This is a genomic window from Pseudomonas sp. S31 (assembly GCF_016648105.1).
Taxonomy (GTDB): Bacteria; Pseudomonadota; Gammaproteobacteria; order Pseudomonadales; family Pseudomonadaceae; genus Aquipseudomonas.
Genome location: NZ_JACVVE010000010.1, coordinates 24,387 through 49,315, shown reverse-complemented (window position 1 = coordinate 49,315; position 24,929 = coordinate 24,387). Strand labels below are relative to the sequence as shown.

21 protein-coding genes are annotated in these 24,929 nt (G+C 65.9%); 11 read left to right on the top strand and 10 right to left on the bottom strand.

Going from position 1 to position 24,929, the window contains the following annotated elements; genetic code table 11:
• Nucleotides 1-17: 17 nt before the first annotated feature.
• The 4 genes from IAE37_RS09865 to IAE37_RS09850 all read right to left on the bottom strand — a co-directional run bounded on the left by IAE37_RS09865 (nucleotide 18) and on the right by IAE37_RS09850 (nucleotide 2,851).
• Nucleotides 18-320 (bottom strand): YciI family protein, encoded by a 303-nt coding sequence (locus tag IAE37_RS09865; RefSeq protein ID WP_201172817.1) that lies wholly within the window; start codon nucleotides 318-320, stop codon nucleotides 18-20.
• Nucleotides 321-332: 12 nt separating this feature from the next.
• Nucleotides 333-617 (bottom strand): muconolactone Delta-isomerase, encoded by a 285-nt coding sequence (catC, locus tag IAE37_RS09860; RefSeq protein WP_201172814.1) that lies wholly within the window; start codon nucleotides 615-617, stop codon nucleotides 333-335.
• Nucleotides 618-644: 27 nt separating this feature from the next.
• Complete coding sequence (locus IAE37_RS09855; protein WP_201172812.1) at nucleotides 645-1,970, bottom strand: short-chain fatty acid transporter; 1,326 nt, start codon at nucleotides 1,968-1,970, stop codon at nucleotides 645-647.
• A 137-nt stretch (nucleotides 1,971-2,107) separates the two neighbouring features.
• The gene (locus IAE37_RS09850) at nucleotides 2,108-2,851 is read right to left on the bottom strand and encodes an IclR family transcriptional regulator (RefSeq protein ID WP_201172809.1); all 744 of its coding nucleotides are present in this window, start codon (nucleotides 2,849-2,851) and stop codon (nucleotides 2,108-2,110) included.
• 155 nt (nucleotides 2,852-3,006) lie between these two features.
• On the opposite strand from IAE37_RS09850, the gene IAE37_RS09845 reads away from it, so the two are divergent.
• Nucleotides 3,007-3,837, top strand: a complete 831-nt coding sequence (locus IAE37_RS09845) for an alpha/beta fold hydrolase (RefSeq protein ID WP_201172807.1) — start codon at nucleotides 3,007-3,009, stop codon at nucleotides 3,835-3,837.
• 209 nt (nucleotides 3,838-4,046) lie between these two features.
• Nucleotides 4,047-4,826, top strand: coding sequence for a TSUP family transporter (locus tag IAE37_RS09840; RefSeq protein ID WP_201172805.1), 780 nt, complete (start codon nucleotides 4,047-4,049; stop codon nucleotides 4,824-4,826).
• Here IAE37_RS09840 and IAE37_RS09835 read toward each other — a convergent pair.
• The 3 genes from IAE37_RS09835 to IAE37_RS09825 all read right to left on the bottom strand — a co-directional run bounded on the left by IAE37_RS09835 (nucleotide 4,823) and on the right by IAE37_RS09825 (nucleotide 7,311).
• Nucleotides 4,823-5,527 carry an N-formylglutamate amidohydrolase gene (locus IAE37_RS09835; RefSeq protein ID WP_201172803.1) on the bottom strand — a complete coding sequence of 235 codons (705 nt, stop codon included), beginning with the start codon at nucleotides 5,525-5,527 and terminating at the stop codon, nucleotides 4,823-4,825. The two genes, IAE37_RS09840 and IAE37_RS09835, sit on opposite strands and share 4 nt — an antisense overlap.
• A gap of 106 nt (nucleotides 5,528-5,633) precedes the next feature.
• Complete coding sequence (gene nudC, locus IAE37_RS09830; RefSeq protein WP_201172801.1) at nucleotides 5,634-6,464, bottom strand: NAD(+) diphosphatase; 831 nt, start codon at nucleotides 6,462-6,464, stop codon at nucleotides 5,634-5,636.
• 34 nt (nucleotides 6,465-6,498) lie between these two features.
• Nucleotides 6,499-7,311: a crotonase/enoyl-CoA hydratase family protein gene (locus IAE37_RS09825; protein WP_201172800.1), complete on the bottom strand. Its 813-nt coding sequence runs from the start codon at nucleotides 7,309-7,311 to the stop codon at nucleotides 6,499-6,501.
• A gap of 148 nt (nucleotides 7,312-7,459) precedes the next feature.
• Between IAE37_RS09825 and nhaB the strand changes: the two genes are divergently transcribed.
• The 3 genes from nhaB to IAE37_RS09810 all read left to right on the top strand — a co-directional run bounded on the left by nhaB (nucleotide 7,460) and on the right by IAE37_RS09810 (nucleotide 10,617).
• Nucleotides 7,460-8,962 carry a sodium/proton antiporter NhaB gene (gene nhaB / locus IAE37_RS09820; RefSeq protein ID WP_201172798.1) on the top strand — a complete coding sequence of 501 codons (1,503 nt, stop codon included), beginning with the start codon at nucleotides 7,460-7,462 and terminating at the stop codon, nucleotides 8,960-8,962.
• Between the two features lie 86 nt (nucleotides 8,963-9,048).
• Nucleotides 9,049-9,594, top strand: a complete 546-nt coding sequence (locus tag IAE37_RS09815) for a lipocalin family protein (RefSeq protein ID WP_201173058.1) — start codon at nucleotides 9,049-9,051, stop codon at nucleotides 9,592-9,594.
• 60 nt (nucleotides 9,595-9,654) lie between these two features.
• Nucleotides 9,655-10,617: a ribonuclease Z gene (locus IAE37_RS09810; RefSeq protein WP_201172796.1), complete on the top strand. Its 963-nt coding sequence runs from the start codon at nucleotides 9,655-9,657 to the stop codon at nucleotides 10,615-10,617.
• Nucleotides 10,618-10,622: 5 nt separating this feature from the next.
• Here IAE37_RS09810 and IAE37_RS09805 read toward each other — a convergent pair whose 3' ends face one another.
• From IAE37_RS09805 to gnd, 3 genes are read right to left on the bottom strand one after another with little or no spacing between them, the layout of a single operon-like run.
• Nucleotides 10,623-12,419 carry a glycoside hydrolase family 15 protein gene (locus IAE37_RS09805; protein ID WP_201172794.1) on the bottom strand — a complete coding sequence of 599 codons (1,797 nt, stop codon included), beginning with the start codon at nucleotides 12,417-12,419 and terminating at the stop codon, nucleotides 10,623-10,625.
• A 41-nt stretch (nucleotides 12,420-12,460) separates the two neighbouring features.
• A complete protein-coding gene (zwf, locus tag IAE37_RS09800; protein ID WP_201172792.1) occupies nucleotides 12,461-13,978 on the bottom strand; it encodes a glucose-6-phosphate dehydrogenase in 1,518 nt (505 codons plus the stop codon).
• On the bottom strand, nucleotides 13,975-14,997 hold the full coding sequence (gene gnd, locus IAE37_RS09795) for a phosphogluconate dehydrogenase (NAD(+)-dependent, decarboxylating) (RefSeq protein ID WP_328822713.1): 1,023 nt from the start codon (nucleotides 14,995-14,997) through the stop codon (nucleotides 13,975-13,977). Before gnd ends, zwf begins: the two co-directional genes overlap by 4 nt.
• Nucleotides 14,998-15,164: 167 nt before the next feature.
• On the opposite strand from gnd, the gene IAE37_RS09790 reads away from it, so the two are divergent.
• The 6 genes from IAE37_RS09790 to IAE37_RS09765 all read left to right on the top strand — a co-directional run bounded on the left by IAE37_RS09790 (nucleotide 15,165) and on the right by IAE37_RS09765 (nucleotide 24,924).
• Nucleotides 15,165-15,332, top strand: coding sequence for a DUF6026 family protein (locus IAE37_RS09790; protein ID WP_236409883.1), 168 nt, complete (start codon nucleotides 15,165-15,167; stop codon nucleotides 15,330-15,332).
• A 136-nt stretch (nucleotides 15,333-15,468) separates the two neighbouring features.
• Nucleotides 15,469-16,305, top strand: a complete 837-nt coding sequence (locus tag IAE37_RS09785) for an alpha/beta hydrolase (protein ID WP_201172787.1) — start codon at nucleotides 15,469-15,471, stop codon at nucleotides 16,303-16,305.
• 465 nt (nucleotides 16,306-16,770) lie between these two features.
• A complete protein-coding gene (gene glgA / locus IAE37_RS09780) occupies nucleotides 16,771-18,330 on the top strand; it encodes a glycogen synthase GlgA (protein ID WP_201172786.1) in 1,560 nt (519 codons plus the stop codon).
• 14 nt (nucleotides 18,331-18,344) lie between these two features.
• Entirely contained in the window at nucleotides 18,345-20,087 is a 1,743-nt protein-coding gene (gene treZ, locus IAE37_RS09775) for a malto-oligosyltrehalose trehalohydrolase (RefSeq protein WP_201172785.1), read from the top strand.
• Complete coding sequence (gene malQ / locus IAE37_RS09770) at nucleotides 20,084-22,153, top strand: 4-alpha-glucanotransferase (protein ID WP_201172784.1); 2,070 nt, start codon at nucleotides 20,084-20,086, stop codon at nucleotides 22,151-22,153. Before treZ ends, malQ begins: the two co-directional genes overlap by 4 nt.
• Nucleotides 22,150-24,924 carry a malto-oligosyltrehalose synthase gene (locus IAE37_RS09765; protein WP_201172783.1) on the top strand — a complete coding sequence of 925 codons (2,775 nt, stop codon included), beginning with the start codon at nucleotides 22,150-22,152 and terminating at the stop codon, nucleotides 24,922-24,924. Before malQ ends, IAE37_RS09765 begins: the two co-directional genes overlap by 4 nt.
• The last annotated feature ends 5 nt before the right edge of the window (nucleotides 24,925-24,929 follow it).

Sequence of the window (24,929 nt, the reverse complement as noted above, 5' to 3'; positions counted from 1 at the left end):
CCACTGACCGTCAGGTCTCAACCACCCAACCGGCACTGCCCATCCACATAAGCCTTGCGCCAGCGAACGATGGTCACTCGCTCGAACAACCCGACCTCGCTGAACGGGTCCAGTGAGATGAACCGCTCGGCAGCCTCGCGGCTGTCGACATCGACGATGTACACCCCTCCCCCAGCATCGCCGCCGTCATCGTTGAGCTTGGCCCCGCAAGCCAGCAGCAAGGACTTGTGGCGCTCGAGGAACGCCAGGTGCACATCGCGCTCGCGGGCGCGCACCTGGGCATGGCCGGGCTTGTCGAAGGTCTCGATCAGGTATGGCATGACCGGCGCCCCTCAGTTGGCCGCGATGGCGGACGGATGCTGCGCCAGCGGCGTGACGCTGATCTGCATGTACGGGAACAGCGGCAAGGCGCTGAGCAGCTCATGCAGCTCGTCGTTGGAGCCAACGTCGAACACGCTGTAGTTGGCATATTCGCCGACCACGCGCCACAGGTGGCGCCACTTGCCGTCGCGCTGCAACTGCTGGGAGAAGGCTTTTTCCTCGGCCTTTAGCGCGTCGGTGAAGGCCTTGTCGGCGTCGGTCGGGATCTGCACGATCATGTGAACCAGAAACAGCATGGTGTTCTCCTTGATTGAAAACCGGGTTCAGGCCCAGGCGAGAATGGCGACTGCGTACACCAGACCGACCCAGATCATCATGATCACGGTGTAGCCCATGATGTCCTTGAGCTTGAGCTTGGAAAGCGCCAGGGCCGGCAGGATCCAGAACGGCTGCACCAGGTCGTTCCAGGCATTGCCGAGCATGACTGCCATCGAGGTATGGCTAATGGATGCGCCAAGGGTCTTGGCGGCTTCGATCATGAACGGCCCCTGCACCATCCAGTGGCCGCCGCCGGAGGGCGCGAAGAAGTTGATCACGAACGAGCTCAGCAGGCCCCAGAACGGCAGCGTCTCGGGAGTGGCCACCTGGGTGAAGGCGTGCGAGAAGGTGTTGACCAGCCCCGAGGCCGCCATGATCGCCATGATCCCGGCATAGAACGGGTACTGCAGGATGATCCCGCCGATGGTGCGGATGCCTTCGTTGAGCTTCTCGACATACTGGATCGGCGTGCCGAGCAGGATGATGCCGAGGAACAGGATGAAGAAGTTGATCAGGTTGAGGTCGACCGAGCCGCCTTCGTAGAAGTGCAGGCCCACGTAGCCCATGCCGATCAGGCCAATCAGGTAGCTCAGCAGGCGACTGTTGTTCAGGCGGTTGGCGAAGGTATTGCCGTCGTCGATGTCGACTGCCGGCTCGGCCTGACTGGCCTGCGCTTCACCGCGTTCGAGTTCCTTGACCGGCTGGCCAGCCTTGGGATGCAGCCAGGCATTGAGCAACGGCAGGGTCACCAGGACCACCAGGCTGGTGAGCAGCATGGCCGGCGAGAAGATGGTTTCCGACAGTGGGATCACACCCATCTGTTCCTGCATCGGGTGACCCTTGGTGGAGATCAGCACTGGAATGCTCGCCGACAGCCCGAGGCCGTACAGGGTGAAGCCGCTGTAGGCCGAAGCGATGATCAGCGGGTAGTGCACGCCCTTGACATGCAACGCCAGCTTGCGCGCGACGACGCCGCCAACCACCAGGCCGAAGCCCCAGTTCAGGTAGCTGCCGATGCCACCGACCAGGGTGGCGACGATCACCGCCATGCGCGGGTCGCTGACACGCACCACCAGGCGATCGAGCAGGCGCTCGGTCAGCGGAGCGGTGGCCAGCACATAACCCATGGCGAGGATCACCGCCATCTGCGTGGTGAACGCCAGCAATGCCCAGAAGCCCGAGCCCCAGCTGGTGGTCAGGGCGGTAATGGCCTGGTTCTGCACGACCACGGCCAGGACCATGGTCAGCAGCGTCAAGCCGATGGCGAAGACGAACGGATCGGGCAGGTACCGACGCATCAGCTCGGTAAAGAAGTGAGTGATCTTTTGCATGGATGGATCTCTGGTGTTGTTGTAGTGGTGTTGGTAACGAGATGCCTGGAGCGCAACCTTTGTCGCCGGCGCTACCGGCGCCTGCTGTCACTCTCCTCGATACCCGGCCCTCACCCGCCTACGTCCACCAGGGACGCTCAGCCGAGCAACGACGCCGGGATTTGCGTGTAGGTTTGCAGCAGCGCGTCGATGACGACCTGCTGATGCTTGAGCAGCCTGGCCTTGGGGCCGGCGATGACCAGGGCGAAGGGTTCGCCGTTGATCAGGAAGCCCCGCGCCAGCGCCGCCACGTCCTCGACGTTTTCCCCCGTGGAACGGTGCCAGCCTTCAGCCACGCCCTGCTCGATCTCCTGTTCCAGGGCGGCGCGCTCGATCACCGAGCCATCGGTGGACAACGGCAGTGGTTCACAGCTGTCGAGCAGGCGCCGACGCGCCTTGTCGCTCAACGCCCCCAGCAGCGCCTTGCCCGCCGCACTGGCGTGCACGTACATGAAGCTGCCCGGCTCGTCGCTGTAGCGGATCCGCTGGCGCGACTCGACCACGTCCAGGTACACCACCCGGTTCCCCGCCAGGGCCGCCAGCGCGGCAGTCTCGCCGGTGGCATCGCGCATGCCTGCCAGCAACGGCTGGAACACCAGGGCCAATGGGTCCTGGCTGCAGATGTCGCGGGCCACGTGCAACAGGCGCTGGGTCGGGTAATAGCCTGCCTTGACCCCTGGGGCGTAGAGAAACCCCTTGGCCACCATGGTCTGCAGCAGCGCATGGCAACTGGACTGGGGGATTTCGGTTCGACGGGCGATTTCGCTGTAGGTCATGGGCTGTCGCACTTCGGCGAACAGGTTGATGACATCGAATACGCGCACTGCTGCTTTCACATCCATGACAGGATTATCACCATACCGATAAATTTAGATAGCTCAGGCGGGCGATAATCGCACGGAATCGATTTAAACGCGTTGCCGCGCAGGCGCGTTCTCGAATACCTCCTATTCTCAATAGCTCTTCCATGACACCCCTGTACAGAGGAGCCGCGACCATGAGCTACGTGACCACGAAGGATGGCGTTCAGATCTTCTACAAGGACTGGGGACCGCGTGATGCGCAGGTCATCCATTTCCACCATGGCTGGCCGTTGAGCGCCGATGACTGGGACGCGCAGATGCTGTTCTTCCTCGCCCAGGGCTTTCGCGTGGTGGCCCACGACCGCCGCGGCCACGGGCGTTCGAGCCAGGTGTGGGACGGCCACGACATGGACCACTATGCCGATGATGTGGCGGCGGTGGTCGAACACCTGGGTATCCAGGGCGCCGTGCACGTCGGCCACTCCACCGGTGGCGGCGAGGTGGTGCGCTACATGGCCCGCTATCCCGGCGACAAAGTGGCCAAGGCGGTGCTGATCGCTGCGGTGCCACCGCTGATGGTGCAGACGCCAGGCAACCCGGGCGGGCTGCCGAAGTCGGTGTTCGACGACTTCCAGGCCCAGGTCGCCAACAACCGGGCACAGTTCTACCGCGATGTACCCAGCGGGCCGTTCTATGGCTACAACAAGCCGGGGGCCACGCCTTCGGAAGGGGTGATCGGCAACTGGTGGCGCCAGGGCATGATCGGCAGCGCCAAGGCCCACTACGACGGCATCGTCGCCTTCTCGCAGACCGACTTCACCGAGGACCTCAAGGGGATCAGCCAACCGGTGCTGGTGATGCACGGCGACGCCGACCAGATCGTGCCCTACGAGAACGCCGGGCCGCTGTCGGCCAAGCTGCTGCCCAACGGCATCTTGAAAACCTATGCCGGCTACCCGCACGGCATGCCGACCACCCATGCCGATGTGATCAACGCCGACCTGCTGGCGTTCATCCGCAGCTGATGCCCCCCGTCTGTGGGAGCGGGCTTGCCCCGCGAAGCAAGCGCCGCGGTAGCTGGCACCGGCTTCGCCGGTGTTCGCGGGGCAAGCCCGCTCCCACAGACCGGAGGCGTGGACTTTAGCAGCACTGGCAACCCTCCCGCCCCAGGATTAACATGTACCGCTTCAAGCGCGGCCCTTTGCCGCGCGCCCCACTGCCCGCCTGAAATCCCATGCCTTTCGAACTCACCGTAGAACCGCTTACTTTACTGATCCTCGTCCTGGTCGCTTTCGTCGCCGGCTTCATCGACGCCATCGCCGGCGGTGGTGGCCTGCTGACCACGCCTGCCCTGCTCACCGCCGGCATGCCGCCGCATCTGGTACTGGGCACCAACAAGCTCAGCTCGACCTTCGGTTCGGCCACCGCCGGCTTCACCTACTACAAACGCAAGCTGTTCCACCCGGCGCAGTGGCGCCCGGCGCTGTTCGGCACCTTGGTCGGCGCGCTGATCGGCGCCGTGGTGGCGCACTACATGCCGGCCGAATGGCTGAACAAGATGCTGCCAGTGGTGGTGTTCGCCTGCGGCATCTACCTGCTGTTCGGTGGCACGCCCAAGGCGCCGCTGGATGCCGATGCGCCGATCAAGAAGAAATGGCAGGCGCCGCAGGGCTTCACCCTGGGATTCTACGACGGCGTGGCCGGCCCCGGTACCGGCGCGTTCTGGACGGTCAGCACGCTGCTGCTCTACCCCATCGACCTGGTCCGTGCCAGCGGTGTGGCGCGCAGCATGAACTTCGTCAGCAACATCGCGGCCCTGACCGTGTTCATCGCCTCCGGCCAGGTGGACTACATCGTCGGCCTGTGCATGGGCTTGTCGGTGATGGTCGGCGCATTCTTTGGCGCGCGCACCGCGATCAGCGGCGGCAGCAAGTTCATCCGCCCGGTGTTCATCAGTGTGGTGTTGGCCCTGACCGTGCGCCTGGTCTGGCAGCACTGGTTCGGCCAGGCCTAGCGCTGCAGCTCGCGGCTTGCCTGCGCCCCCTCGTCGACTCGCTGCACGTAGCGGCACAGGGCCTGCAGCATCTGGGCAAAACGATGGGCCATGAGCCCATCCTCGGATGGCCGCAGCCAGGTGCTGCTGATCTCCAGCTGAATCGTGGGCACTCCGCGGGCTGAGGCGAAGCGGGTGATGGTGGCGTTGCGACTGGCGGCGAAATGGTTGTCCGAGAGCACCGCAATCCCGTGTTCATGCAGCTCGCCGATCAGTGCCTCCTTGAGCATCTTGCGCCCGTGCAACGAAGCGTCATGCAGGGTGCCCAGGTCGACGTCGTAGGGCCGAAAGTCGTGACTGGCATGCAGGTCGAGCACCAGCGCCGGTCGGCGCAGGGCGATGAGCCAGGCGAGCAGCTCCTTGAAATCGTTGTCGTCGTAGTAGTTGGGGTCCGAAGGGCTGCGGTACTGGGTGTAGATCGCCGTTACGCCACACAGGTTGTGGAGCATGTGCGCCAGCGCCGCGGTACCGGCCCCGTCCGAGATGCGGCAGCGCCCTTCGCGGAAGGTTTCGGTAGCATGGGGCGCGGTGACGATGACCGACGCGGGGCCTTCCAGCACTTGCACGCAGGATGCCCCGCGCGGGGCATCCTGCGCCTTCTGCGCGTCGATCCTGCGCTCGACCTGCACCGCCTCGCGGATGGCCAGTGGGTCGATGACCATGAAATCTCCTCGCCGTGTGAACCACGAACGCTGCCTTGTCCATGGCTGATTCTAGGCAGGACGGAGCAGGCTTCCCACTGGCAGAAATATCAGGTGCGGCACTTCGCTATCGCGGCAGCAGCGGCTCGGGCTGACCCAGGCGGCGCGCCACGTACAGGTCGATCAGGTGGCGGGCGATGGAGCGCCCCGCTGGCAACGGTGGCAGTTCGCGTACATCGAACCACTGGGCATCCTCGATCTCGTCTGGCTGCATGACGATATCGCCACCGGCGTACTCGGCATGGAAACCCAGCATCATCGAGTGCGGGAACGGCCAGCACTGGCTGCCGATGTACTGGATGTTCTTCACTTCGACCGCGACCTCTTCACGCACTTCGCGCACCAGGCAATCCTCGGCCGACTCACCAGGCTCGGCGAAACCCGCCAGGGTGCTGTACACGCCAGTGACGAAGCGCGGCGAACGCGCCAGGAGGATCTCGTCGCCGCGGGTGACCAGCACGATCATGCTCGGCGAGATGCGCGGGTAGCTGCGCAGGTCGCAGGCCTGGCAATGCATCGCGCGCTCCCAGTGAATCTGCGTCATGGCCTGGCCGCAGCTGCCGCAGAAACGGTGCTCGCGGGCCCAGGTGCCGATCTGCGCGGCATAACCGAGCACCTTGTAGGTATCGAAGTCGCCCTCGAGCATGAACGCCCGTAGCCCGCGCCAGCCGCACCCAGGCACCTCGCCGGCGCTGCGCAGTTCGAGCAGGAACACCGGCTCGCCATCGAAATGGCCGATGCCGTGCTCGCACAACACGTCCAGACCCTGGCGCTTGAGCCAGTCGCGAGGGAACAACGCACCGTTGTCGTCCACCAGAAACCCTTCCGGGCTGCGGGCGACGGCCAGGCCGCCGGGAGTTTGCGGGTCGAGTACTGCGGTAGTCCAACGTGCTGACATAAAGCGGCTTCCTGACTGCTCGTCCCCCGCGCGGTCAGTCGGCGAACGTCGGTTTCTGTTTACTCATGTGCGCCGCCACGGCCACGCGCAGGTCTTCGGACTGCAGCATCGCGGCGTTCCAGGTGGCGATGTAATCCAGGCCATCATCGATGCGATGGTCACGCATGTAGCTGAGCATCTGTTTGGTGCCGGCCACGGCAATCGGCGATTTTGCGGCAATCTCGCGGGCGATGGCAAAGACCCCTTCGAGCAACGCGGCCTGGTCATCATAGACCCGGTTGACCAGGCCGATGCGCAAGGCTTCGTCAGCCGCCACCTGGCGCCCGGTGAAGGCCAGCTCACGCATCATGCCGTCACCGATGATACGTGGCAAACGTTGCAGGGTGCCGACATCGGCGGCCATGCCCATGTCGACTTCCTTGATCGAGAACTGCGCATCGCCGCTGCAGTAGCGCATGTCGCAGGCCGAGACCAGGTCGATGGCGCCGCCGATGCAGTAGCCCTGGATGGCCGCCAGCACCGGCTTGCGGCACTTGTCCACGGCGGTGAACGAGGCCTGCAGGCGCAGGATGGTGCTGCGCAGCAGGCGCGCGTTGCGGCCGACGTCCTTGCCCATCTGCCCGGCCAGCGAGGCCAGCATCGCCAGGTCGATGCCGGAGGAGAAATGCTTGCCGGCGCCACTGAGCACCACTGCACGCACCGCATCGGTGTCATCGACCCACTGGAAGATGGCGACGATCTCTTCCCAGAAGGCAGCGTTCATCGAGTTGATCTTGTCCGGGCGGTTGATCTGCACATGGGCGATGTTGTCGATCAGTTCGACCTTGAACGCAGTGTAATCGGACACGGGCGGCACTCCTGTGGGAAAGATGGTTGGCCTGGATGTTAACCCAGCCGGCAGGCCGCGCTTGTGCCAAAAACAGGACTGCCCGCCTTGCCTAAGGCCAGGCAATACGGCACCTTGCGGCAACGCTGAATCATAAGGATACAAATACATGGCATCCACCCTGCCCGGCGCGCTGGCCCAAGGTTTCCTCGGCCAGTCGCCCCGCTGGTACAAGACGCTCATCGGCTCGTTCCTGGTACTCAACCCCTTGCTGCTCAGCACCGTTGGCCCGGTGGCCGCAGGCTGGGCGCTGGTGCTCGAGTTCATCTTCTGCCTGGGCATGGCGCTCAAGTGCTACCCGCTGATGCCGGGTGGCCTGCTGCTGATCGAAGCGCTGCTGCTGGGCATGACCTCGCCACAGGCGCTGTACGAGGAACTGCAGCACAACTTCCCGGTCATCCTGCTGCTGATGTTCATGGTCGCCGGCATCCACTTCATGAAGGAGCTGCTGCTGTTCGTGTTTTCGCGGATCCTGCTCGGGGTGCGCAGCAAGGCGGTACTGGCGCTGCTGTTCTGTGTGTTGTCGGCGTTCCTCTCGGCGTTCCTCGACGCCCTGACCGTGACTGCGGTGATCATCAGCGCCGCCGTGGGTTTCTACGCGGTGTACCACAGCGTCGCATCGGGCACCAACCCGCGCGAGGAAACGGCCCTGGACAGCGACCAGCGCATCCCGGCGCTGCAGCGCGAAGACCTCGACCAGTTTCGTGCCTTCTTGCGCAGCCTGCTGATGCATGGCGCGGTCGGCACCGCCCTGGGCGGGGTCTGCACCCTGGTCGGCGAGCCGCAGAACCTGCTGATCGGCCATGAGATGGGTTGGCACTTCGGCGACTTCTTCTTCAAGGTGGCACCGGTGTCCTTGCCGGTACTGGCCGCCGGCCTGGTGACCTGCGTGCTGCTGGAGCGCTTCGCCCTGTTCGGCTACGGCACCCGGCTGCCCGAGGCCGTACGCCAGGTGCTCGCGGCCCATGCCGCCGAGGACGCCACGGCGCGCACGCCAGCCCAACGCCTGGCCTTGTGGGTCCAGGGCCTGGCGGCGCTGATCCTGATCCTCTGCCTGGGCCTGCACGTGGCGGAAGTGGGCCTGATCGGCCTGATGGTCATCGTGCTCATCACCGCCTTCACCGGCATCAGCGACGAGCACCGCCTGGGCCGTGCGTTCCAGGACGCCATGCCGTTCACCGCATTACTGGTGGTGTTCTTCGCGGTGGTCGCAGTCATTCACCAACAGCAACTGTTCCATCCGCTGATAGCCTGGGTGCTGGCCCTGCCGACCGAGCAGCAGCCTGGCATGCTGTACCTGGCCAACGGCTTGCTGTCGGCCATCAGCGACAACGTGTTCGTCGCCACCATCTACATCACCGAGGTCAAGCAGGCGTTCCTTCAGGGCGGCATGAGCCAGGCGCATTTCGAAACCCTGGCGGTGGCGATCAACACCGGCACCAATCTGCCCAGCGTGGCGACCCCCAACGGCCAGGCGGCGTTCCTGTTCCTGCTGACCTCGGCGATCGCGCCGCTGGTGCGCCTGTCGTATGGGCGCATGGTCTGGATGGCCCTGCCCTATACCGTGGTGATGGGTGGGCTGGGCTGGTGGGCGGTGACCTACTGGCTGTGAACCCCAGCCGCACTTTCGCTGGCCGTGCGCGGTCGAACCCCAGGAGAACCCCGCCTGCGAGGAGCTTCACCATGGCACCGTTCACCCTGGCAGTGCGCACTGCCCTGCTTCTTTCCTGCATGAGCCTGGCCCTGGCCGGTTGCGCCGGCTCCGCCGATGACCACCCCAACCCACCCGCAACCCAGCAGGTCGACCTCAAGCGCTACCAGGGCACCTGGTACGAGCTGGCGCGGTTGCCGATGTTCTTCCAGCGCAACTGCGTGCAGTCCGAGGCGCACTATGGCCTGCGCGAAGACGGGCGCATCGATGTCACCAACCGCTGCAAGGAAAAGGACGGGCAATCCAACGAGGCGCACGGCATCGCCGAGGCCCAGCAGGCCGGCAAGACCGACAAGCTCTGGGTCCGCTTCGACAACTGGTTCAGCCGCCTGGCGCCGGACCTGACCAAGGGCGAATACTGGGTGCTATACCACGATGCGGACTACCGCGTGGCACTGGTCGGCCATCCGAACCGCGAATACCTGTGGCTGTTGTCGCGCACCGAGGCGGTCAGCGACCAGACCCGCGAGCAGTTGCTGGACATCGCCCGCCAGCAAGGCTACGACACCAGCAAGCTGATCTGGCGCGAATGATCGGCACAGGGTGCCATTGGTTTACAATGGTGCCCTTCTCCCTGCGCCAAGGAACCCTCGATGGACCTGCAGTTTCTGGGCACCTCGGCCGGCGTGCCCACCAAGGCCCGCAACGTCAGCGCCACCGCCGTGATCGAAGCCAGTGGCAAGCGCTGGTACCTGGTCGATTGCGGCGAAGGCACTCAGCATCGCTTGCTGCACTGCGCGCTGTCGTTGCGCGCCCTGGGCGGCATCTTCATCACCCATGTGCATGGCGACCACTGCTTCGGCCTGCCGGGGCTGCTGGCCAGCGCCGGGGTGGCCGGGCGCAGCGAGCCACTCGAGCTGGTGCTGCCGCTCGCCCTGCATCAATGGCTGCGCCTGAGCCTGGCCGCCAGCGACACCCACCTGCCGTTCGAGCTGCGCCTGCTGGCCCTGGAAAGCTTCAGCGGCTGGTGCAACCCGGCCATCCAGGTGGATGCCGTGCAGCTGTCGCATCGGGTGCCCAGCGTTGGCTACGTGTTCACCGAGCGCAATCCGGAACCGCGCCTGGACATCGCACGCCTGGAAGCCGAGGGTATCCCGCGTGGACCCCTATGGGGCGAGTTGGCCAGGGGTCTGAGCGTGATCCACGACAGCCGCACGCTGCAGGGCATCGACTACCTGCGTGCCTCGCGCCCGCCGCGGCGGGTGATCGTCTGTGGCGACAACGACCGCCCTGAACTGCTCGCCGGGGTGGCCCAGGGCGTGGACGTACTGGTGCACGAGGCCACCTTCACCGAGCAGGTGGTCGAGCGCTCCGGCCTGACCTGGGGCCATAGCACGGCCGCGCAGGTGGCACGCTTCGCCGAGCTGGCCGGCGTGCGCAACCTGGTGTTGACCCATTTCAGCGCCCGCTACCAGGCCAATCCCGCCCGCAGCCCGTGCCTTGACGATATTCGCCAGGAGGCACTGGCGCATTACCACGGCCACCTGACCCTGGCCCGGGACCTGCAACGCTACCACCTCGATCGCGACGGTCGCCTGGTGGCGGTCGAGGCGTAGGCCGCTCAGCCGGAGCGAGCCCGGTCGCGCACCGGGCACTGGGTCCGGTGCAGGTTCAACGCCGTGTTGATGATGCCGATATGGCTGAACGCCTGGGGGTAGTTGCCGAGCATGCGCCTTCCTGCCGGGTCGTATTGCTCGGCCAGCAGCCCAAGGTCGTTGCACAAGCCCAACAGGCGCTCGTACAACGCCTGGGCTTCGGCTTCACGGCCCAACAGAACGTAGACATCCGCCAGCCAGAACGAGCACACCAGAAAGGTGCCCTCGCCCGGCGTCAGCCCATCGCTGCAGCTGTCGCTGTCGTAGCGCAGCAGCAGGCCGTTCTTCAACAGTCGCCGTTCGATCTGCGCCAGGGTTTCGACGAAGCGTGGGTCGTCCGCGGGCAGGAAACCGGTCAGGGCGATCTGCAACAGGCTGGCGTCGATCTCGTTCGAGCCATAGGCCTGGACGAAATACCGCCCGCTCGGGTCCAGGCCCTGGTTGCACACCTCCTGGCGGATGCATTCGGCCACCTGGCGATAATGCCGGCCCTGCTCACGGCCCTCCTCGGTGGTGTCGGCCAGGCCCGCGGCACGGTCGAACGCCACCCAGGCCATGACCTTGGAGTGCACGAACTGCTGGCGGCCACCGCGCACCTCCCAGATGCCCTCGTCCGGCTCACGCCAGATACGCTCCAGGTAGGGCAGGATCACCCTGGCGATGGCCGCGCTGCGTGGATGGCGCGGCAGGCCGCCCTTGATCGCCTGGCCCATGGCATCGGCCAGTTCGCCGAAGATGTCCAGTTGCAGTTGCTGCGACGCGGCGTTGCCCACGCGCACCGGTTGCGAGTGCTCGTAACCGGCCAGCCAGGGCAGGCTGAACTCTTGCAGGTCGCGCTCGCCGGCCAGGCCATACATGATCTGCATCTGTTCCGGATTGCCGGCTACCGAACGCAGCAACCACTCGCGCCAGGCCTGGGCCTCGTCGAAGTAGCCCAGGTTCATGAACGCCAGCAGGGTCATGGTGGCGTCGCGTAGCCAGCAGAAGCGGTAGTCCCAGTTGCGCTCGCCGCCTACCCGCTCGGGCAACGAGGTGGTCACGGCGGCGACGATGCCCCCGGTCGGAGCGTAGGTCATGGCCTTGAGGGTCAGCAACGAGCGGCGTACCGCGCCGGTGTACGGGCCGACATCCGGGCAGCGGGCGGCGAACGCCTGCCATTGGGCGATGGTCTGTTCGAGCGCACGCTCGATGTCGCAATCGGGCTGCACCGGCAGGTGTGAAGGCTGATGACGCAGGCTGAACACCTGACGCTCACCAGCACACACGCGAAAGCGCGCCACGCTGTGGTGGTCGCGACCGTGGATCGCCACCGTGCTACACAGCAGCAGGCGGTCGGGGCCGGCGACGGCGCTGAGGGTGAGCGGCTCGAGCTTTTCCACCCAGGGCACGGTGCGCCCGTAGTCGAAACGCATCACCAGGTCCATTTCGAAGTTGGTCTCGCCGGCCAGGCCCTCGACGATACGTACCACCGAGTTGACCTCGCCCAGGGGCATCAGGTCGAGCACCCGGGCGCGGCCACTGGCGGTGGTCCAGGTGGTTTCCAGCACCAGGGTGTCATCCAGGTAGCGGCGCGTGCTGCTGTCGATGGAATCACTGGGGGCCAGGCGCCAGCGGCCGTTTTCCTCGTTGCCCAACAGCGCCGCGAACACCGCCGGGGCGTCGAAACGCGGCAGGCACAGCCAGTCGAGGGAGCCGTCGCGGCTGACCAGGGCGGCGCTACGACAGTTGCCAAGCAGGGCGTAGTCTTCGATCGGGGCGGGCATCGGGTCTCCTGGGTTGGATGGGAGGAACGGACGCGCCAGGGTCATGTATGGCGGCGGCCCAGCGGTTGCCACTCGCGTTTGTCCTTGGCCAGCAGGTCGTCGGCCGCTTGCGGCCCATCCTGCCCGGCGGAGTATTCGTGTACCTCGCCGTTCTTGGCCCAGGCATCGAGGAACGGCTGCACCGCACGCCAGCCGTTCTCGATGTTGTCGGCACGCTGGAACAAGGTCTGATCGCCGGTCAGGCAGTCATAGATCAGCGTCTCGTAGCCGGTGGCCGGGGTCATGTTGAAGTAGTCCTTGTAGGCGAACCCCAGCTCGACGTTTTCCACCACCAACTCAGGCCCTGGGCGCTTGGCCTGCAGGGCGAAGGCCATGCCCTCGTCGGGCTGGATCTGGATCCGCAGGTAGTTGGGCTTGGGCCGCTCCAGCGCCGACTGGCGGAACTGCGCGTAGGGCGCCGGCTTGAAGCAGATGACGATCTCGGTGTCGCGCACGCTCATGCGCTTGCCGGTGCGCAGGTAGAACGGCACTCCGGCCCAGCGCCAGTTGTCGATCATCACCTTCATCGCCACGTAGGTCTCGGTCTGGCTGTCGGCGGCCACGTTGGGCTCCTGGCGGTAACCGGGCAGGCGCTTGCGCCCCTGTTTGCCGGCGCCGTACTGGCCGCGTACCGAGTTCTTCAAGGCCAACGCCTGCGACCAGGGCCGCACGGCGCCGATCACCTTGGCCTTCTCACTGCGCACGGCGTCGGCGGCGAAGGCTGCCGGGGGCTCCATGGCGACCATCGCCAGCAGTTGGAACAGGTGGTTGGGCACCATGTCTCGCAGCGCGCCGGTGCTGTCGTAGAACGCACCGCGGGTCTCGACGCCGACGGTTTCGGCGGCGGTGATCTGCACATGGTCGATGTAGTGGTTGTTCCAGAACGACTCGAACAGGCCATTGGAGAAACGGCTGACCAGGATGTTCTGTACCGTTTCCTTACCCAGGTAATGGTCGATGCGGTAGATCTGCCGCTCGCCCATGACCTTCAGCAGGCAGGCATTGAGCGCCTCGGCACTGGCCAGGTCGGTGCCGAAGGGTTTTTCCACCACCAGGCGGCGAAAGCCGCCGCCCGACTCGTCCAGCAGCCCGGCCTGGCCAAGCTGGTTGGCCACCTCGGGGAAAAAGCGCGGCGCAGTGGCCAGGTAGAAGATGGCGTTGCCGTGGCGGGTGGCATCGATGCGCTTGGCCAGGGCGACGTAGGTCGCAGGGTCGAGAAAATCGCCGGTCTGGTAGTCCAGGCGCTTGGCCAGCCGGGCCCAGAGCTTTTCGTCCAGGCACTTGCCGGCGCAATCCCTGCCCTGGTCACGTTCGCGCATGAAGCTGTGCAGGTGTTCGACGAACCCCTCGCGGCCCAGCCGATTGTGGTCGACACCGACGATGCGCAGGTTGCGGTCGAGCAGCCCATCGCGGCTGAGGTTGTACAGCGCCGGCATCAGCAGGCGCTTGACCAGGTCGCCGCTGGCGCCGAACAGGAACAGCGTGCAGGGCGGCGCGGCGGGCGGCTTGGCTGGCATCATTCGGCTTTTTTCTCGACGTGGCCGCCAAAGCCCAGACGCATGGCCGACAGTACCTTGTCGCCGTAGGTGCCCTGCTGTTGGCGTGAGCGGAAACGGGCGAACAGCGCGCTGGACAGCACCGGCACCGGCACGGCCTGCTCGACCGCGGCGTCGATGGTCCAGCGCCCCTCGCCGCTGTCGGACACCGAGCCGCTGAACTGCGACAGTTGCGGGTCGGCCACCAGCGCATCGGCGGTGAGGTCGAGCAGCCACGAGGTGACCACGCTGCCGCGGCGCCAGACTTCGGCGATCTCGGCCACGTCGAGGTCGAAGCGCTGGTCTTCCGGCAGTTCGTCACCACCCTTGCTGCTCAGCAGGTCGAAGCCTTCGGCATAGGCCTGCATCAAGCCGTACTCGATGCCGTTGTGCACCATCTTCACGTAATGCCCGGCACCGGGCGGCCCGGCGTGGATGTAGCCATGCTCGGCACGCTGGTGCTCGCCCTCACGGCCGCGGGTCCGGGGGATATCGCCGACGCCGGGGGCCAGGGCCTTGAACAGCGGTTCCAGGCGCTCGAACACCTCGGTTTCGCCGCCGATCATCATGCAGTAACCGCGCTCGAGGCCCCATACACCGCCCGAGGTGCCGACATCCAGGTAATGCAGGCCGCGCTTGGCCAGCTCGCCGGCGCGGCGCACGTCATCCTTGTAGAAGGTGTTGCCGCCGTCGATGATCGCATCGCCCGGCTCCAGCAAATCGGCCAGCTGCGCGATGGTCTGCTCGGTCGGCTCGCCGGCCGGCAGCATCACCCACACCGCGCGCGGCGCCTTGAGTTTCTGCACCAGGGCACCGAGGTCGTGTGCGCCTTGGGCGCCTTCGCCCTCCAGCGCAGTCACCGCGTCACGGCTGCGATCATGCACCACGGTGCGGTGACCGGCGCGCATCAGGCGCCTTGCAATATTGCCGCCCATGCGGCCCAGCCCGACGATTCCCAGTTGCATGAGCCGATGCTCCCCTTTTACGAAATGGAATGACAACACAGTCCAGGTTTTCAGATTAGTCCAGTGTACCGCCCGAGGGTTCAGCGACGAACGGCGCGACCACCATAAACAAAAAAGTTCCCTTCGCCTTGGAAAGAATTCACAATGCGCGCCGCGTGAAGCGTCTAAGCTTCAACTGTCACCAGCCATAACCGCGAGGTGTACTCATGGGTACCTACATGCCTGCCACTCCAACCCAGACCCTCTATGTCTCCGTGCGTCGCGACGAGCTGCGCCAGTTGAAGGACGAGCGTGACCAGTTGCGCCTGCAAGTGGCCCAGTTGAACATGCTGCTGGAACAAAAGCGTTCCGACGACAAGTCGGTCAGCCTGTAAGCCGTTACCCTCCAGCGTGGGAGCTGCCCTGGCTCCCACTTAGCCGACTCCGGCGAGCCCACATCGGAAAATTTGAATTGAGAACGGTTCGCGACTATGGTGCGCGCGTGCTCTCTATTCCCAGGAATTTTCAGTGATGAATCTACGCCGCCTGATGACCGGGCTTTTAGCCTTGCTGGTCGCCACCCTCGCCCAGGCCGACCCGGTGCCCCTCGATGGCACCGAGCAGTGGCTGATGAAAAGCGCCGAGGGGCGCGATTACCGGATCATGGTCAGCCTGCCCGAAGGCGACGTACCGTGGACCGGCGGCTACCCGGTGATCTACCTGCTCGACGGCAACGCCTACTTCCCGGCCTTCCATGCCGCCAAGCGAGCGCAGGAACGCTGGAATGGCGTCATCATCGTCGCCATCGGCTATCCAAGCAGCACACCACTGGATTTCGAGCGCCGCGCCTTCGACCTGTCGCCACCGCAGCCACCCGAGCGCAACACGCCGCCACAAGGTGGCCAGGATCAGTTTCTCGACTTCATCGAGAAGCGTCTGATGCCCAAGGTCAACGAGCGCTTCAAGGTCGACCAGGACCAGCGCAGCCTGGTCGGGCATTCGTTTGGCGGCATGTTCGGGGTGTATACCCTGTTCACCCGGCCGCAGCTGTTCCAGCACGTGGTGGCCATCAGCCCGAGCCTGTGGTGGCATGACCGTTACCTGCTGGCGCCGGAGCGGGTCTTCACCCAGCGGGCCATCGACGGCAAGGTGGACCTGACCCACAGCAGCCTGACCTTGATGATGGGCGACCGCGAGATGCCCCAGGAGATCCAGGATGCCAGGGCGCTGCAACACCGGCTGGAAGGGTTGTCGCAATACGGGTTGCGCAGTGATTTCCAGGTCGAGGCTGGCGAGGACCATATGTCGATGCCGTTTCGGGTGGTGCCTCGGGTGTTGGAGGAGCTGACCACTACCCGGCGGTATTGAAGTTCGGCTGGATGACTGCAGGGCGGCGCTCGATCTCAAAACCAAACAATTCCTCAAGACAAATCTCTCGCCGCCCTCCCGAAAAACCCTCTTTCGACAAACCTTCATAAACGCCAACGTTTGCGTCATAACCAAAGTGACCAGCGGGTCACTTTTTTATCTCATCCTCTCCTACACTGAAGATTCTGGCCCACCCTCCGTTCGGAAATGCGACAGAAAATAGTCGAAACTTTCCGCAGCCAGGGCAGGTCAGGTTTTAAGTAGGCCAGAGGCAAGGGACTTCCCGCTTCCAAGCCGACCCATCCCATTCAGTCCAATCGCTTTCGGCTGGAATGCCAGGCGCGCTGTGCTTGCGCGCACGACTCAGGGGCATGGATAGCAATTGCAGTTACAGATCAGAGAGACCCAACACGAGATGACATGACGGGTGCCAGCACCCGACCAAGCATAGGGACGGAAAGAAGTATGATCAGTGCCGCTGTCGAACCTAACGCAACGACGTTTCACCCGGACAATCGCGAGCCGCTCACCCCGGAGTTCGCCCCGACAGTCAAGGCACCCGGCGCACAGCGCCAGCAAAATCCCAATAAACGCAAGATCCTTTTCGTTACCTCGGAAATCGCCGACCTGATCAAGACCGGCGGGCTGGGCGATGTGTCTGCAGCACTGCCCCGCGCCCTCGCCCACCTGCACGATGTGCGGGTGTTGATTCCCGGCTACCGCCAGGTCATGGAAAGCGACAACCCCATCCATATCGTCGGCGAACTGGGCGGCCACGCGGCATTGCCCCCCTGCAAGATCGGCCGCATGGACCTGGCTGACGGCCTGGTCATCTACGTGTTGATCTGCCCCGAACTGTACCAGCGCGACGGCGGCCCTTACGGCGCCAACAATGGCCGTGACTGGCCCGACAACCACATCCGCTTCGCCCGCCTGGGCCTGGCGGCAGCGGAAATCGCCGCCGGCGAAGGCATGATCCACTGGAAGCCGGAAGTGGTCCACGCCCACGACTGGCCGGCGGGCCTGGCGCCTGCCTACATGCACTGGCGCGGGCTGAACACACCGACCCTGTTCACCATTCACAACCTGGCCTACCAGGGCGTCTACAGCCGCGGTTGCAGCCCGGAGCTGGCCATTCCCGAGCACGCCATGCAGCAGGAAGGCATGGAGTTCTACGGCAAGTTGTCGTTCCTCAAGGCCGGCCTGGCCTACTCCAGCCACATCACCACGGTCAGCGCCACCTACGCCCAGGAAATCACCACCCCGGAGTTTGGCTGCGGGCTCCATGGCTTCCTCGCCAGCAAGGCCCAGCAAGGCCTGCTCGGTGGCATTCCCAACGGTATCGACGAAAGCTGGGATTCGGCCACCGACAAGCACCTGCAGCACAATTTCAGCCTCAACGACTGGGAAGGCAAGGCGCGCAACGCCGCCGAAGTGCGCGAGCTGTTCGAGCTCGATGCCTCGGAGGGCCCGCTGTTCGCGGTGGTCTCGCGACTGGTCTACCAGAAGGGCCTGGACCTGACCCTCGGGGTTGCCGACTACATCGTCGAACAGGGTGGGCAGATCGCGATCATCGGTCGTGGCGAGCCGGAAGAGGAACAGGCCATGCGCGAACTGGCGCTGCGCCATCCCGGTCGCATCGGCGTGCGCATCGGTTTCAACGAGACCGACGCCCGGCGCATGTTCGCAGGCTCCGACTTCCTGTTGATGCCCTCGCGCTACGAGCCATGCGGCCTCAGCCAGATGTACGCGCAACGCTTCGGTTCGCTGCCGGTGGCCCGCAATACGGGCGGCCTGGCCGATACCATCGAAAATGGCGTGACTGGCTTCCTGTTCGACGAATCGACGGTGGACAGCTACCGCGAAGCGCTGAGCCGTGCCTTCTACATCTATGGCAAGCCTGACCTGCTCAACGCCATGCGTTGCCTGTCGATGACCCAGCCGTTCAACTGGTGCCAGGCGGTGGAACCCTACGCCCGCCTCTACGAGGATCTGGTCAAGCAGACCCTCCTGACCCACTACTGAGCGGAGCGTTGAAGATGCACAGGCATGGCGCACACTTGCTGGACGCCACGTCGGCGCGCTTCGCCCTCTGGGCGCCGGATGCGCGCAACGTGAGCTTGGAAATCCACGGGCAGCCGGCCATCGAGCTGCTGCCCGACGCCGAGGGCTGGTTCAGCGGGGTTGCCCCGTGCCAGCCGGGGGCACGTTATCACTACCGGATCGACGGCGATCTTCAGGTCGCCGACCCCGCCTCGCGCTTCCAGCCCGAAGGCGTACACGGCCCCAGCCAGCTCGTCGACCTGGCCGGGTATGCCTGGAAACACCCCTGGCAGGGCCGGCCCTGGCACCAGGCGGTGATCCAGGAGTTGCACGTCGGCGTGCTCGGCGGCTACGCCGGGGTCACGCAGCAACTGCCACGCCTGGCCGAGGTCGGCATCACCGCCATCGAGCTGATGCCGCTGGGGCAGTTTCCCGGCGAGCGCAACTGGGGCTATGACGGGGTGCTGCCCTACGCTGCGCAGCACAACTACGGTCACCCGCAACAGCTCTGCGCGTTGATCGACCAGGCCCACGGCCATGGCCTGATGGTGATGCTCGACGTGGTCTACAACCATTTCGGCCCCGACGGCAACTTCCTGCACCAATACGCCAGCGGTTTTTTCCGCGAGGATCGGCAGACGCCTTGGGGCGCGGCCATCGACTTCCGCCGGCCGGAGGTGCGCGAATACTTCATCCAGAACGCCTTGATGTGGCTGTGCGAATACCGCTTCGACGGCCTGCGCCTGGACGCCGTGCACGCCATCGATCAGCCCGACTTCCTGGTCGAGCTGGCGCAGCGGGTGCGCGCCGCCGTGGAGCCGGGGCGCCAGGTGTGGCTGGTGCTGGAGAACGAGCACAACCAGGCGTTCCTGCTCGAACAGGGCTTCGACGCGCAGTGGAACGACGACGGCCACAACGCCCTGCACGTGTTGCTGACCGGTGAAACCGAAGGCTATTACCAGGACTACCAGGCCGACCCGATCGGCAAGCTGGCGCGCTGTCTGGGCGAAGGCTTCGTCTACCAGGGCCAGGCCAACCGCCACGGCGAGCCACGGGGCGAGCCCAGCGGTCATCTGCCGCCCAGTGCGTTCGTCCTGTTCCTGCAGAACCACGACCAGGTCGGCAACCGCGCCCTCGGCGAGCGCTTGTCGCGCCTGTGTCCGCCAGCCGCCCTGCGCGCCGCCACCGGCCTGTTGCTGCTGGCGCCGATGATCCCGCTGCTGTTCATGGGTGACGAGGACGGCAGCCGCACCCCGTTCCTGTTCTTCACCGACTTCCATGACCAGCTCGCCGACGCCGTGCGCGAGGGCCGTCGAGGTGAATTCGCCCATTTCGCCGCGTTCAACGACCCCGAACAACGCCAGCGCATTCCCGACCCCAATGCGCCAGCCACCTTCACCGCCTCGCAGCCCGACAACCACGAAGTACTGGCCGGCTGGCATGGGCTTTACCAGCAACTGCTGGCCCTGCGCAGCACGCATATCGTGCCGCATTTGCCCGGCAGCCAGGCCCTGGGCGCCGAGGTGCTGGGCGAGAAGGCCCTGAGCGCACGCTGGCGCCTGGGCAATGGCAGCCTCCTGCGTATCGACCTCAACCTTGCCGCAGAGCCCCAGGCGGTAACCCTGCCCGGCCCCACGGTGCGCCTGTTCGACAGCAGCGACAATGCCCACCCCGACTCGCACCTGTCCCCGCACAGCTGCGTGGTCAGCCTGCTCCCCCCTGAACAGGAGGCTGCATGAGCGAGAACCTTCTTCACACGCTCGCGGCCCGGGTCGGCCTGGCGCGCGACTGGCTGGACGCCAACAACCGCCCGCAGCAGGTCGCCGACGACGTGCTGCGCCGGGTACTCGAAGCCCTCGGCCACCCGGCCGGTGACCGCGCGGCCCTGCGCACCAGCCTGCAGCAGTTGGACCAGGACGAGGACAGCGAGCACCTGCCGCCGCTGCTGACCGTGCAGGTCGGCACGCCGCTGGACCTGCAACGCTACTTCAGCGCCGCCAGCCTGGCCCGCTGCACCCTCGCGGATGGCAGCCAACGCACACTGGCGCTCGACTCGCAGGCGCATTTGCCCGGCGAGCTGCCGATCGGTTACCACCAGGTCGAGATCGAGGGCCGCCGTTTCACCCTGGCCGTGGCACCGCCGCACTGCTACAGCCTCCAGCAGGCCGTGGAGCAACCGCCGGCACGCTGCTGGGGCCTGGCCGTGCAGCTTTACAGCCTGCGGCGCCCTGGCGATGGCGGCTATGGCGACTGCCTGGCCCTGGAGCAGCTGGCGCGCAGCGCCGCCGAACGCGGAGCCGACGCCTTGGCGATCAGCCCGATCCACGCACTGTCGGCCTACGACCAGCAGCACTACAGCCCCTACTCGCCGTCCAGCCGACTGTTGCTCAACGCCCTTTACGCCAGCCCCGCCAGCGTGCTGGGCGAGCGTGCCGTGCGCATGGCCGTCGAGGCCTGTGGCCTGGAACAGACGCTGGACGAGCTGGAACAGCAGCCCTTGGTGGACTGGCCGCGTGCCGCCGCCGCCCGCGAGCGCCTGCTGCAAGCGCTGTACAAGGACTTCAGCCAGGGTGAACACCCGCAACGTGGCGATTTCGAAAGTTTCCGCGACGCCGCCGGCGAGGCGTTGGAACACCACTGCCGCTTCGAGGTGCTGCAAGCCGAGGCCGTCGATCGCGGCCTTGGCGCCGACTGGAGGGCCTGGCCCGACGCCTGGCGCGATCCCTACCACCCCGAGGTCCAGGCCTTCGCCGCCACCTACCCGGCACGGGTCGAATATCACGCCTTTTGCCAGTGGCTCATCGAACGCAGCCTGCAACGGGCCCAGGAGGCCGCGCGCGGTAATGGCATGGCCATCGGCCTGATCGCCGACCTGGCGGTGGGCGCCGATGGCGCCGGCAGCCAGGCCTGGAGCCGCCAGGATGAACTGCTGCCCGGGCTCACCGTGGGTGCCCCGCCCGACATCCTCAACCGCTCGGGGCAGGACTGGGGCATCTGCGGGTTCTCACCCGAAGGCCTCAAGCGCAACGGCTACCGCGCCTTCATCGAGATGCTGCGGGCCAACCTGGCCCACGCTGGCGGGCTGCGTATCGACCATGTCATGGGCTTGCGTCGGCTGTGGGTGATCCCGCGGGGATCCAAACCCAGCGAAGGCGCCTACCTCCATTACCCCCTCGACGACCTGCTGCGCCTGCTGGCCCTGGAGTCGTCGCGGCATCAGGCGGTCATCCTCGGCGAAGACCTCGGCACGGTGCCCGCAGGGCTGCGCGAAGCGTTGGCCGAGCAACGCGTGCTGGGCATGCGTGTGCTGCCGTTCGAGCAATCGTCGCCTGGGCAGTTCACCGCCATTCTCGACTGGCCGGACAACGCCCTGGCCACCACCGGCACCCATGACCTGGCGCCCCTGGGCGGCTGGCTGGAAAGCCGTGACATCGACTGGAACCATCGCTTGCAGTTGATCGACGCGGCCACCGAGTTGCACTGGCGCCACGAGCGACACAAGGAACGCAGTGGGCTGCAACGCACCCTGGAAGCGAACTATGGCCCCCTCAAGGACAACGCCGCCGTGATCGACGCCGCCATTCGCTATGTTGGCCACACCCGCGCTCCGCTGGTGCTGGTCCCCCTCGAAGACCTGCTGGGCTGCGACGAGCAGCCCAACCTGCCGGGCACCACCGCCGGCCACCCGAACTGGCGCCGGCGCTTCGCCGCGCCGGTGCGCGAACTGCTCGACGATGAAGATGCCGCCCGGCGCCTGGAGCTGCTGGCCCAGGCCCGCGAGCAAGCCTGGGAGCGTGACCGATGAAAGCCCTCACTGCCACCCAGCGCCTGCAGTTCCACAGCGACTTCACGCTCGACGACGCCGTACCGCTGGTGCCCTACTTCGCCCAACTCGGCATCAGCCACTTGTATGCCTCACCGATCCTCAAGGCCCGGGCCGGCTCACGCCATGGCTACGACGTGGTCGACCCGACCCAGGTCAACCCCGAGCTTGGCGGTGAAGCCGCGCTCGAACGCCTGGTGGCCGCGCTGCGCCAGCACGACATGGGGCTGATCGTCGATACCGTGTCCAACCACATGGCTGTGGGCGGTGCCGACAACCCCTGGTGGCAAAGCCTGCTGACCTGGGGGCGACGCAGCCCCTACGCCCAGTTCTTCGATATCCAGTGGCACTCCAGCGACCCGCTGCTCGCCGGCCAACTGCTGTTGCCGTTCCTGGGCAATGACTATGGCGTCGCGCTCAAGCAGGGCGAGTTGCCGCTGGCCTTCGATAGCGGGCACGGCGTGTTGCAGGTCGAGCACTACGAGCACCGTTTCCCGATCTGCCCGCTCGACTACGGCTGGATCCTGGCGCAAAGCCCGGAACCTGCGTTGCAAGCATTGGCCGCGCACTTCACGGCGCTGCGCGAAGCCGCCGACCCGCTGGCCGATGCCTTGCCGCTGCACGCCGAACTGGCACGCCTGGTGCGCGACGGCGCCGATCTCGAATCCGCCCTGCTGGCCTTCGACAGCCGTGCCGAAGCGGGCTTCAAGCGCCTGCACCTGCTGCTCGAACGGCAGACCTACCGCCTGGCCAGCTGGCGTACCGCCGCCGACGACATCAACTGGCGGCGCTTCTTCGACATCAACGAACTCGGTGGCCTGCGTGTGGAGCGCTCCACGGTGTTCGAAGCTACCCACGCCAAGCTGTTCGAACTGATCGAGCGGGGATTGATCGACGGCCTGCGCATCGACCATATCGACGGCCTTGCCGACCCACGCGCCTACTGCCGCAAATTGCGCCGGCGGGTCACCTCCCTGCTGGCCGGGCGGCCGTTGCCGGCGGCCGTGGAGCACTTTCCGATCTACGTCGAGAAGATCCTCGGCCCTGGCGAACACCTGCACCGCGACTGGCTCACCGACGGCACCACTGGCTACGAGTTCATGAACCAGGTGTCGCTGCTGCAGCACGATCCGGCCGGCGAGGCGCCACTGACCGAGGCCTGGGCCAACCTCAGCGAACGCCCTGAATTCACCGAGGAAATTCGCCTGGCCCGACACCTGGTGCTCAATGCCAGCCTGGCGGGGGACTGCGAGTCGGTGGCCCAGGCCTTGCTGCAAGTGGCCCGTGACGACCTGATGACCCGCGACCTGACGCTCGGCGCGATCCGCCGTGCCCTGCAGGCCCTGGTTGCGCATTACCCGGTCTATCGCACCTACTTCACGGCCTGTGGCCGCCCCGCCGAGGACGAGGCGTTCTTTCAGCAGGCACTGGCCAACGCCCGCCAGGACCTCGGCGAAGCCGACTGGCCGCTGCTTGAGCAACTGGAACGCTGGCTCGGTGGCCAGCCTTGGCGCAGCCTGCCACCGGGCCGTACACGCAAGCACCTGCGCCACGCTTGCGTGCGCTTCCAGCAGCTCACCGCGCCCACTGCCGCCAAGGCGGTGGAAGACACCGCGTTCTATCGCTCGGCGCGCTTGCTGTCGCGCAACGACGTGGGCTTCGAGGCCGAGCGGTTCAGCGCCGGTGCCGAGTACTTCCACAACGAGTCGCAAAGGCGCCTGCGCGACTTCCCGGACAACCTCCTGGCCACTGCCACCCACGACCACAAGCGCGGCGAGGACACCCGCGCCCGCCTGGCCGTCCTGAGCGAGCGCGGGGCCTGGCTGGCCAGCCGCTTCGAGCATTGGCGAGAACTGGCAGCCCCCCTGCGCGCGCAGCTGGAGGACGGCCCGGCGCCGAGCCCAGGCGATGAATTGCTGCTGTTCCAGACCCTGCTCGGCAGTTGGCCGCTGGGGCTGGCCGGCAACGATGAAAGCGGCCTGCGCCAGTACGCCGAACGCATTCGCCAGTGGCAGCAGAAAGCCCTGCGCGAGGCCAAGCTGCGTAGCAGCTGGAGCGCACCCAACGAGGCCTACGAGGCCGCCTGCAGCGCCCTGACCGATGGCCTGCTGCTGGCCCGGGAGAACCAGCAGTTGCGCCAGTCGCTGGCCGATGCGGCCCAGCTGATCGCCTGCCCCGGGGCGCTCAACGGCTTGGTTCAGGCGTTGCTGCGCATGACCGTGCCTGGCGTGCCGGACCTGTACCAGGGCAACGAATACTGGGACTTCAGCCTGGTCGACCCGGACAACCGCCGTCCCGTGGACTACGCTTGCAGGCGTCGAACCCTGGACGACGGCAGCACGCTGGCCGACCTGTTGCAGCACTGGCAGGACGGCCGTATCAAGCAAGCGCTGGTCGCCCGGGTGCTGGATTGCCGCCAGGCCCATGCCGAGCTGTTCCAGCGTGGCGCCCACCTGCCGCTGAACGTGCAAGGGCGATATGCCGACAAGGTAGTGGCCTTTGCCCGATTGGGGGAAGGCCAGCGCGCCATCATCGTCGCCCCACGCCTGGCCAGTGGCCTGCTTGGCGGCGCCGCAACGCCCTTGATCCCGGCGCAGAACTGGGACGATACCCGGCTGATACTGCCGTTTGCCTTGTCGCCTGCCACCTGGACTGGACTTTTCGGTGGTGCCGCTGTCACTCCTACAAGGGAGCTGATGTTGAGCGCCGTGCTGTCGGAGTTTCCGGTCAACCTGTTGATTGAGCATGCCTAACGCAT